Below are 6,734 nucleotides of genomic sequence, written 5' to 3' on the forward strand. Positions count from 1 at the left end.
CACGGTCTGCGCGCGCCCTCCTCTTTAGTTACAACAAACAGAGAATAGCGATATGAAATCGAACGAAAACTCCTGGGTACTCATCACGGGCGCGTCGAGCGGATTTGGCGAGGAGTTTGCCCGACAATATGCCGCGCAGGGGAAATCGCTGGTCCTGGTAGCACGCAGACTGGATAAGCTCGAAGCGTTATCAGCGCAGTTGCGCGAACAGTTCGCCGTTGAGGTGATCGTCGAGCAAGTAGACCTGTCGTCGATCCCCGCGGTCATCGAACTGCATAAGCGGCTGAGCGAGCGCCAAATAGTGGTCGATGTGCTCATCAACAATGCGGGACATGGGTTGCAAGGGCCTTTTCTGGATCAGCCCCTGGACCGTTCCCTGGCCATTATCGATCTGGATATCGCCAGTCTGACGGCCCTGACTCACGTCTTCGCGGCAGACATGCGAGCCCGCAAGCGTGGACACATCCTGATGGTCGCCAGCCTGCTGTCTTTTCAAGGCGTGAAGAATTTTGCCGTTTACTCTGCCGCCAAAGCTTACGTGCTGCGCTTCTCTGACGCATTGCATCGTGAACTCAAAAGCGACGGCGTCATCGTGACGGCACTTTGTCCGGGGATGTCGGATACCGGGTTTGCGCAAAGCGCCCGGCAAACGATTACGCCAGCCTTGAAAATGGTCATGATGCAACCACAACCCGTAGTCCGCGCTGGCATTCGAGCGCTGCAAGCCGGACGATTGAGTGTCGTGCCGGGCTTTGGCAACAAGGCGATGACCGTCCTGACCTGGGCCACACCGCGTCGGTTTCACCAAGGTCTCATGGCACGCATCATGGGCGCCTGAAAGGACGGCGAAGTGCTCTGGAAGCCGGGAGTCAGCCTACACTCCCGGCCGGTAAAGCGGCACTCGATCAGAAGCGATAGCTGACGGAAGTACCAAAACCACTCGCACTGTTTTTGTACTTGGAGCTGTAGGCTCCCCGGGTTGCCGACGCATCGTTGACCCGCACGCTCTCTTCCCACAGATAGGAATAAGCGACATCAACTGTGACATTGTCCACGGGTGTCCAGCCTGCACCGAAGCTGATAACTGTCCGGTCGCCTGTAGGAATACGGGGGCCACGATTAGTGTTGTTGGCGGGCGACTGGTCGACCGACAAGCCTGTGCGCAGCACCCACTGGTTATTCAACCGATACGACGCACCAATCGCGTGAGCCCAGGTATCATGCCAGTCCTGCTCCTCGGTAATGGTCCCCAGAGAGCCGCTCAATAACGGCGGCAAGCCCTTGTTCTCGATGGTCAGCTCCTTGAAACGACTCCAGCGTGTCCAGGTACTGCCCGCGTACAGGGTCCAGTCATCGTTGAGCTGATGGGTCACCGAAAAATCCACCGATTCCGGGGTATCCACATCCAGCGAAGCGTCATAGCTCTCGCCGCTGACACCTAACAAGCTAAAGATGCCGTTGGTGACCTTGGTCTTGGCATCCAAGTGGTAACTAACCTTGGAATGGTAAGTCAATCCCAGACGGGTTCGATCCGTCGCCTGCACCAGGATACCGGCGTTGAAACCAAGTGCCGTATCGTCGCCGTTGCTTTTGAGTTTTCCATCATTGCGACCTGGGCTGAGTGGATTGGGCACCATGCCGGTTATCTCACCGCTGATGCGGTTGATCGTAGGCCCAAAACCGATCGACACGGTGTCGTTGAAGGCATAACTGATGGTGGGCTGAAACGTGAGGGTCTTGACCTCACTTTTGTTGCCGTAATAACGCCCGGCAAAGTCACTGCCATAATCGGTAATCAAGCCGAACGGCACATAAAAACCAACACCGAATGCCCAATGCTCATCAATGGGTTTGACGTAGTAACCCATCGGCACCGTGGTGGTTGGCACCATGTCGCCGTCTTCCTGGCCCCCAAAGGTACTGCGGGTTTGGCTGATGTCGGACTTCGCGAAAAGCGTCGCCACCCCCAAACTGACCTGCTCCCCTTTCAAGCGAGACATGCCCGCCGGATTACCAAAAACGGTGCTCGCATCTTCAGCAGAGGACGAGCGCCCGGCAAATCCGGATCCCATCCCGCTGATGCTTTGTTCATTCAGAGCGAAACCGCTCGCAAGTACATGAGAAGTGGCGAGCGCAACAGCGAGGCCTAGCGGGGTCTTGAGCAATATTTTTTTCATTATTAGAACTCTTGAAACAGCAGCTGAAGTGAATGGAACAGTTGGTTGTGTTATGTGAAAATTGCCACGGTCTGGCGTGCCCAAAGCACTCGCCGACCGCTCTCGTCCCAGATCTCCATATCTTGCAATGAGTAACCTTCCAGAGCCTGCAGACTGAAAGAACTGATAAGGAACCATTCGCCAACAACGGCCGGCTGTGGCAGATCAATCATCCAGGACGCAGAGCTGATGGCGGCGGGCTCGGTGAAGCAGGTCATGGCGGCCGGCGGCAAACTGTCAGCCAGTGCAATCAAGGCGACGGCTGGGTCTACGCCCTGCGCATCCAAGTGGCGCACCCACATCAATAGTTCGGGACTTTCAGCGCCAGATACGGGCAGTGAGCCGCCCGCCGCGCGAATTTCGAAGTTATAAGCGCAAGCCGGTGCGACGTTGCGATCCAGAGCAAGCGTAGGGTATCGGGATGGCCCCTCTACAAGCGGTCTTCCCCATGAGTCGTGGGTGATTTTGCTCGCACGCGGTTGGGCGAATAACAGCGTTGTGCGCAGCGCAAGGTCATCGCCCGACATGCAGTCGACCGCTACCGAGGTGACTGATCGCCCTTGACGCAACACGCTAGCCTCGAATGTCTGGGCCTGTGTAACAGGGCCTATAACCGAAACCTGGGCGGACTTGAACGGTGGGTAACCGGTCGGACACTCACGCAAAACCGCTTGCAGCGATAGCGCCGCGGACAGGCCGCCAAAGACCGTACGCCCCTGTAACCAGTTGGGTGGAGCAATAAAAGGTGAATCCGGATCGAATTGCTGCAGCAACTGAGCAAAGCTGGTCATATTCAGCGCTCCCTGAGCTGGCTGATAGCGATCTCCACGAAACAGCACACCAGCGTCGCTCCCAGCACAGTCGAAACTGCTGAATGGGGCGGGTAAAGATCTGACCTGGAGAAAAACGGAGGTCTGCGGCGCAGTCGAATCATGGCGATATCTTAAGAACAGAAGCGCCATATTTATTCATGTGACCATATGTGTCAATCGTCACGACCTAGGTAAATGAAAACCTATCATTGATGGGGGGGGAAATCGCAGGAGGCAATGCGTCGCTACATTGGAAGCACATGCAGTCCTAAGCCGAAGCTCAGGGCATGAGGCTACGCAAGATGAGGTTGGAAGTGAGGGTGGGGGCATCCTCAATGAGATCGAGGTTGTACTGCAACAGCAAAGGATTGACGAAAGGCCGTAGTGCCAGATGTATCGAATCTACCGTCTCGTCCAAGGGCGTTCTGCGCTCGAACTCACCGAGTTCTCGCCCCTCCCGTACAATTTGTAATACGAAGTCTTTGATTTGTGCGTTATAGACCTCTGTACTTGACCAGCGCTCTGAGGCAGCGAACGCGGCAATATCGTAGAGCTTTCGGTCATTGAAGAACAAGTCCGCGCCCGTGATCACTAGGGTCTTGACCAAACGTCTAAAGCATTCCGTTGGCGAAATACCATCGACATTGATGGCCTTCTCCACGGCTGCAACGATTTGCGCCAGACAATTTTTGCAAATGGCTTCACCAATCGCTTGCTTGGAATCAAAAAACTTGTAGATGTAAGCCTTGGAAAACCCGATGGCCTTGGCCAGGTCGGACACCGTGGTCTTGCCGTAACCATATTGACTGAAGTGTTCATTGGCCGCCGCGACAATCTGGTCTCGAATGTCATGGTCCACTGGGCCGCGGACGCTAGGGGCTAGTATTGGCTGGTTCATGCAAACAGCTTACTCATCTCAAAGACGGTTGACAAATTGTGACCGATTTTAAATTTCGTCAAGAAACAGGCTATTCCGAGGATATGCATGCTTCTCCTCGCTGGACGTCCTACTGCGTTCCGGTGTGGTTGAGAACACACAGCCAGTTCACGTCTCAGCGTATTTCGTGAACTACGCCGTCAACACGGTACCGCGTACCTGTTCATCACCCATGACCTCAACCTGATCCGGCAAATCGCCCACCGTATCGCCGTGATGTACCGCGGCGACCTGCTGGAGATTCTGCCGGCCGTGGACATGGCGGCCCAGGCCCGTCACCCCTATACCCGCGCCCTGCTCGATGCAGTGCCGCAGCCTTTGAATGAATTGGAGCCCCTTGATGACGCCTGAAGCACTGCTCGACCGCATTGACGAGGCGTACTGCCTGGATTTTCTCGCGCGCATGGTGCAGCACAAGAGCTACAGCGCTACCCCTGAAGAACGCAAACTCGCCGAATACATGGCCGGTCAGATGCAGGAACTGGGTCTGGACGCGCAGCTGATGCCGGTTCCCGGCGAGCGTCTGAATGCCATCGGCACCCTCAAAGGTCAAGGTGGCGGCCATAGCCTGTTGTTCAACGGCCATCTGGACACCAACCCGGTAACAGAAGGCTGGACGGTCGCCCCCTGGGCCGGAAAGATTGATGACGAGTTCATCTACGGCATCGGCGTGTCCAACATGAAGGCTGGCGATGCGGCTTATTTCTGCGCACTGAAAACCTTGATCGATGCCGGCATCAAACTCAAACGTGATGTGATCCTCACTTACGTGGTGGGCGAACTGCAGGGTGGCATCGGCACCATTGCCGCCATCGAACAAGGTGTGAAGGCTGATTACTTCATCAACTCCGAGCCGACCGATTTGCAGGCTGTGACGCTACATGTTGGCTCGCTGATGTTTGTCATCGAACTGACCGGCGACACTCGCCACCTGTCCAAGGTTGGGCGACTTGCGCCAGATCCATCGGCGCCTCGATCATCTGAACGGGCAAAAGTGTTGCACGCTGACTAACAGGGCCGAATGCACCTTCTTGATACTGTTGCCGCCAGCGAAACACCAGGTTGGCGTTGACGTCATGTTCGCGAGCGATCAACGACACGGAGGCGCCGGGCTGGAAGGTGGCTTCGACGACTCGGCGTTTAAAGTCGAGCGGGAAGTTGGGGCGACGACCCGCTCGACGGGCTGGGGCAACTGTATCCAAGATAGTGTCCACTAAAAAATGGTGTCCACTATCTTGGCCAATTTGGAGGGCTGTCAGGAGAGGGTGCTGGGCGGACGGTTACTATCAAGGTACATCGCCGCTCAGCTAATCGTCATGGCGGCGGCGAATCCGACATCAGCAATGGGCAGACGTTGGGCGGAGTTAAGATCGAGGATTGGAGGGATATTTCTGGGTCACCGTCCAAGACCTTAGGGCCAAGGACGGTGAAGATTTCAACGACCCGGTTTCCGGCGGATCATAAAACTGCTCCGCTTAAGTGACCAGCATTACGACGATGCGGGGCATTTTGTTTGGACATGCTCAATCTTGGGTGAGTGCCGCACTCAAACCGTATCTGCCCCAGCGTCATCAAACAGTTGCTTGTCGAGATTCAAGACCTTGTCCATTACATCCTGAGGACTACCCTTTCCCTCAACCGTATGGGTCTTGTAGTTGAAATCGAGTGCTATCCAACCCTGCAACTTTGCCTCATAACTATTAGGGTACTGTGCCTGCTCAATAGCGGGCAGATCCTTATAGTGTTCAAGGGCTGCAGTAAAGAATTTCGTCAGTTTCCCGGTTCCGTTATATTCCGCCATCGCATTGGCAACAACCTTCTGCCGCCAAGCAGATTCCTGATCGAATGACTCTTTCCACGCCGCGCGGCGTTCATTAGTCGTAAAATTCCCACTATCATCATAGATGATCAATGAGAGCTGATCGCTCGACATACCCGCAAATGGATTTTTACCACTGCCATTGACAAACTGCGTTGCATTGGCCGCACGAGCCAATAACACAGGGTCCTGAGTGTCAGGCACTTCAGCATCATTAGCTTTTTTGTTGACAAAATAACCATCACCGGAAATCTTGCTCAAAAGCTCATTCGCTTTCGCGCCAAGCTCTTTCCTGCTCAAACTCGAATCTCTAGCCGCCGCACGCGCGGCACTTTCACTCAACTGTAGAGAGAGTGAAGAAAGGCGACTGGTATCTTTATGACTACCCACATCAGCGCTTTCAGTTGCCACCTGAGTTTTCGTTAGCGATTCATTTTGGCTCGCCGTCACATGGGAAACCTGCGAACCAGAAAACACATTTGAATTAATTGAACCGACCAAGATAATGTCCTCCCTGTTATCAGCCATTCCTGAAAACGTGGCTAGTAAATTTATTATCGGCAGCACTCATAAAAACTGTAGTGCTTCACGATGAATGGACGAACAAAACCGGCGCAGGCCCAGCGGCATGGGCAGCCTTTGCGCAAGCAGCCAAACCGCCAGGCCCGGCTTGGGCCTTACTTCACGGTAAATTAAACAGACCAGGCGTAGGTGGAGATATTGGTCGAGGTTACTTTTGCCGTACACACTGCGCCACCGCTAATCGATCACTCCGACAGACCGGATCCTCCACTTAGTCAACAAAACATACCGAAGAACAACTACTTACCTCGCCAACGGACACATAAGACTTAAAGCTCTAATAGTATCAGAGGGGCTGGAAGATCAACTCTCTCACCTTCGGCGTAAGCCCAAGACATAGCACAAAGTTTTTTGGACACGCTTCGATC

Annotated in this window: 8 protein-coding genes and 1 pseudogene; 4 read left to right on the forward strand and 5 right to left on the reverse strand. The window is 54.5% G+C overall.

Annotated elements, in window-relative coordinates:
- Positions 1–52: 52 nt before the first annotated feature.
- Positions 53–838, forward strand: a complete 786-nt coding sequence (locus KGA89_RS02905; protein WP_223470529.1) for an SDR family NAD(P)-dependent oxidoreductase — start codon at positions 53–55, stop codon at positions 836–838.
- Between the two features lie 67 nt (positions 839–905).
- On the opposite strand, the gene KGA89_RS02910 is transcribed toward KGA89_RS02905, so the two are convergent.
- The 3 genes from KGA89_RS02910 to KGA89_RS02920 form a co-directional block, all read right to left on the reverse strand.
- Positions 906–2,177: an OmpP1/FadL family transporter gene (locus tag KGA89_RS02910; RefSeq protein ID WP_223470531.1), complete on the reverse strand. Its 1,272-nt coding sequence runs from the start codon at positions 2,175–2,177 to the stop codon at positions 906–908.
- Between the two features lie 50 nt (positions 2,178–2,227).
- Entirely contained in the window at positions 2,228–3,007 is a 780-nt protein-coding gene (locus KGA89_RS02915) for a thioesterase family protein (protein WP_223470533.1), read from the reverse strand.
- A gap of 301 nt (positions 3,008–3,308) precedes the next feature.
- On the reverse strand, positions 3,309–3,926 hold the full coding sequence (locus KGA89_RS02920) for a TetR/AcrR family transcriptional regulator (protein ID WP_223470535.1): 618 nt from the start codon (positions 3,924–3,926) through the stop codon (positions 3,309–3,311).
- A 255-nt stretch (positions 3,927–4,181) separates the two neighbouring features.
- On the opposite strand from KGA89_RS02920, the gene KGA89_RS30495 reads away from it, so the two are divergent.
- Positions 4,182–4,316 (forward strand): hypothetical protein, encoded by a 135-nt coding sequence (locus KGA89_RS30495; protein WP_263292770.1) that lies wholly within the window; start codon positions 4,182–4,184, stop codon positions 4,314–4,316.
- Positions 4,306–4,977 carry a M20 family metallopeptidase gene (locus KGA89_RS02925; protein ID WP_223470537.1) on the forward strand — a complete coding sequence of 224 codons (672 nt, stop codon included), beginning with the start codon at positions 4,306–4,308 and terminating at the stop codon, positions 4,975–4,977. Before KGA89_RS30495 ends, KGA89_RS02925 begins: the two co-directional genes overlap by 11 nt.
- On the opposite strand, the gene KGA89_RS30645 is transcribed toward KGA89_RS02925, so the two are convergent.
- A complete protein-coding gene (locus KGA89_RS30645) occupies positions 4,868–5,179 on the reverse strand; it encodes a transposase (protein ID WP_411740631.1) in 312 nt (103 codons plus the stop codon). The two genes, KGA89_RS02925 and KGA89_RS30645, sit on opposite strands and share 110 nt — an antisense overlap.
- Before the next feature lie 75 nt (positions 5,180–5,254).
- Between KGA89_RS30645 and KGA89_RS02935 the strand changes: the two are divergent.
- Positions 5,255–5,448, forward strand: a pseudogene (locus tag KGA89_RS02935) (IS4 family transposase); the annotation flags it as partial.
- Between the two features lie 63 nt (positions 5,449–5,511).
- Here the strand turns inward: KGA89_RS02935 and KGA89_RS02940 are convergent.
- On the reverse strand, positions 5,512–6,285 hold the full coding sequence (locus KGA89_RS02940; protein WP_223470539.1) for a hypothetical protein: 774 nt from the start codon (positions 6,283–6,285) through the stop codon (positions 5,512–5,514).
- Positions 6,286–6,734: the final 449 nt, after the last annotated feature.

The sequence above is a fragment of the Pseudomonas sp. A-RE-22 genome, assembly GCF_019956035.1.
Taxonomy (GTDB): domain Bacteria; phylum Pseudomonadota; class Gammaproteobacteria; order Pseudomonadales; family Pseudomonadaceae; genus Aquipseudomonas; species Aquipseudomonas brassicacearum.

Coding starts and splice junctions, on each gene's coding strand:
- KGA89_RS02905 (WP_223470529.1), top strand. CDS start 53: ATGAAATCGAACGAAAACTCCTGGGTACTCATCACGGGCGCGTCGAGC.
- KGA89_RS02910 (WP_223470531.1), bottom strand. CDS start 2,177: ATGAAAAAAATATTGCTCAAGACCCCGCTAGGCCTCGCTGTTGCGCTC.
- KGA89_RS02915 (WP_223470533.1), bottom strand. CDS start 3,007: ATGACCAGCTTTGCTCAGTTGCTGCAGCAATTCGATCCGGATTCACCT.
- KGA89_RS02920 (WP_223470535.1), bottom strand. CDS start 3,926: ATGAACCAGCCAATACTAGCCCCTAGCGTCCGCGGCCCAGTGGACCAT.
- KGA89_RS30495 (WP_263292770.1), top strand. CDS start 4,182: ATGTACCGCGGCGACCTGCTGGAGATTCTGCCGGCCGTGGACATGGCG.
- KGA89_RS02925 (WP_223470537.1), top strand. CDS start 4,306: ATGACGCCTGAAGCACTGCTCGACCGCATTGACGAGGCGTACTGCCTG.